This is a genomic window from Pseudomonas edaphica (assembly GCF_005863185.1).
Taxonomy (GTDB): Bacteria; Pseudomonadota; Gammaproteobacteria; order Pseudomonadales; family Pseudomonadaceae; genus Aquipseudomonas; species Aquipseudomonas edaphica.
In genome coordinates, this window is the sequence record NZ_VBVZ01000799.1 from 1 (window position 1) to 2,425 (window position 2,425).

Genomic DNA, 2,425 nt, shown 5'->3' on the forward strand with positions numbered 1-2,425 from the left:
TATAAGAGACAGCATTCATGCTGAGGTGAGTTTGGCGGCCAGGGCCTTGGCTTGAATCGCCACGTCGGTGACTGCCGTGCTCTCCCACCACATCCCCCGCAAGGGCGGGCCCATGGCAAACAGGCGTTGGCTGACCTGGCCTTGAGCATCCAGCACTGCACCTGATGTATCCGCCGCAATTCCCAACGCCAACGGCCCAGGCTTGATCAACCCACGTTTGAGCAACTGCTGCGGCAGCGGTTTGGCCACTCGCCGCCAGTCGTACTCAATACCGCTGGAGTTAATCATCGCAGCGCCCGACACTTGAGTGACGGCTTGTTCGCCGCGCCGTCGCAGCTTGATCGTCACCCCGTTGTCCGACGCCACCAGCCCCTTGAACGACGCCGCCTGAATCCGCAGCCGTCCTTCTGCATGCAACCGCGCCACCAACTGCGCGCTCAATGGCGGCGAGCGATGGTGATGGCTCTCCCACCACGGCCTTACATGGCGCACGAACTGGCGTTTCTCGCGCTCACTGGCCTGGCTCCACAAGCGGCCGATATGCGCTCGCACCGTGTCCAGCGGCGCTTGCCAATCAATGCCCTGTTCCACCGCCAGTTGGCATTGGCGCCGCACCTCGCGCAGCAACTGTCGAGGGCTGCGCAGGTTGTGGTCGTCGGCCAGGAAGTCCACCCAGCTCGGCGGTTGCCGGCGTACGTGGGGCAGCAGGCCGTGGCGCGAAAATATCTCGATTGGCCCACGATGGCCGGCCTGCTCCAGGGACACCACGGCATCCACCATGGTAAGCCCGGACCCGATGATCAGCACCGTCGACTGCGGCTCGATCTGGCGCATGGCCTTGACGTCCCACGGGTCCACTGCCGCTGCATTCAAGCCGCTGGATTCGGTCTGCGGCGTGCGTGCCGCCGGGAACATGCCAGTGGCCAATACGGCCTGGGCACCGCGCAATTGTTGGCCGTCATCCAGCGTCAGCCGAGTAGAGTCCCCTTCCACTTGCAAGTCGACCACCTCGGCACGAATATGCTCGACCGTGGAAGCCGAGAGCGCCTTGGCCTCAGCCAGACGCTGTTGCGCATACACGCCAAAAATCCCGCGTGGCGGGAACAACTCACTGATGGGTACAGGCTGCTGATTCGACTCCGGCCAGCCCCCAGCGCCGATGTAGTCGGTGAGCCATTGGGTCAAGTCATCGGGGTTGTCCGGGTCGACACTCATGCGCGCCGCATTGCCGTTCAGGGTGTGCCCCAGTTCGACGGCACTGTAGGCCTCGCCACGGCCAAGTTCCTCGCGTGGTTCAATCACCAGGATCTGCCGCTTGCCAGGCTGGCGCAGCAGTTGCACCGCCAGCATGGTGCCGCTCAAGCCGCCGCCGATGATCAGCACATCAGCGTTGCGGATGGATTCAGTCATGCACATTCGCCCTTACTGTTTGCCCAGATAAATATCATGCAAATCACCCCGCGCCAGCAGTTCAGCCGCACTGCCGCTCAAAACCACGCGCCCAGTATCCAGCACATAGCCGTGGGAGGCATAGTTGAGCGCGACATTGATGTTCTGCTCGGCGATCAGGAAGCTCACCTGTTGCTCGCGGTTAAGCTGGGCGATGATTGCGAAAATCTCCTGCACGATCATCGGCGCCAAGCCCATGGAAGGCTCGTCGAGCAAGACTAAAGTCGGCCGAGTCATCAACGCGCGGCCAATGGCGACCATTTGCTGCTCGCCGCCGGAGGTCAGCCCGGCGCGGGTGTGGCGCTTGGTCTTGAGCCGAGGGAACCAGGCGTAGATACGCTCCAGGTCGTGCTCCATGTCTTGGCGGCTCAGGCGCCGCACAAAGCCGCCGCTGCGCAGGTTGTCTTCCACGCTCAGTTGGCCGAACACATGGCGGCCTTCCAATACGTGGACCATGCCCTGGCGCACCCGTTGGCTGGGGTCGATGCCGGCCAGGTCGCGGCCGGCATACTCGATCACGCCACGGCTGACTTCGGCGCGCTCGGCGCGTACCAGCCCCGAAATGGCCTTGAGCGTGGTGCTTTTGCCGGCGCCGTTGGCACCCAGCAACGCCACGATGGCGCCCTTGGGCACGTGCAGCGAGACCCCGGCCACCGCCAGTATGGCGCCGTCGTAGATCACTTCGATGTCATTGACGTTTAACAGTGACGGGCTCGCAGGTTCAGCGGCGGGCTGGCTCATGGCTTATTCATCCCCGGTGCAGGTACGCGGCGTCAGGCCTTTTTCCTTGGCAAACGCGGCGGACTTTTCATCGATCAGCGGGCGCAGCAGCGCACGGTCGGCGGCGATCCAGTCGCTGATCAGCGTCCAGTTGGCGCCGTCCCACTGTTGCACACGCGCCGAGCCGCCGCCTTCGTGGTCGCGGCACGACAGCTTGAGGTTCTGCATCAGGCCCAGATAGCCCATGTCTTTAAGG

2 protein-coding genes and 1 pseudogene are annotated in these 2,425 nt (G+C 63.5%); all 3 read right to left on the bottom strand.

The window, feature by feature from the left end:
* Positions 1-15: 15 nt before the first annotated feature.
* The gene (locus FEM54_RS30590; protein ID WP_138454067.1) at positions 16-1,410 is read right to left on the bottom strand and encodes an FAD/NAD(P)-binding protein; all 1,395 of its coding nucleotides are present in this window, start codon (positions 1,408-1,410) and stop codon (positions 16-18) included.
* 12 nt (positions 1,411-1,422) lie between these two features.
* On the bottom strand, positions 1,423-2,190 hold the full coding sequence (locus FEM54_RS30595; protein WP_017137550.1) for an ABC transporter ATP-binding protein: 768 nt from the start codon (positions 2,188-2,190) through the stop codon (positions 1,423-1,425).
* A 3-nt stretch (positions 2,191-2,193) separates the two neighbouring features.
* Positions 2,194-2,425: pseudogene (locus FEM54_RS30600) on the bottom strand (ABC transporter substrate-binding protein); the annotation flags it as partial.

What these genes read in the sequence shown, in the direction of transcription:
- FEM54_RS30590 (WP_138454067.1), bottom strand. Translation starts at nt 1,410, where the DNA reads ATGACTGAATCCATCCGCAACGCTGATGTGCTGATCATCGGCGGCGGC.
- FEM54_RS30595 (WP_017137550.1), bottom strand. Translation starts at nt 2,190, where the DNA reads ATGAGCCAGCCCGCCGCTGAACCTGCGAGCCCGTCACTGTTAAACGTC.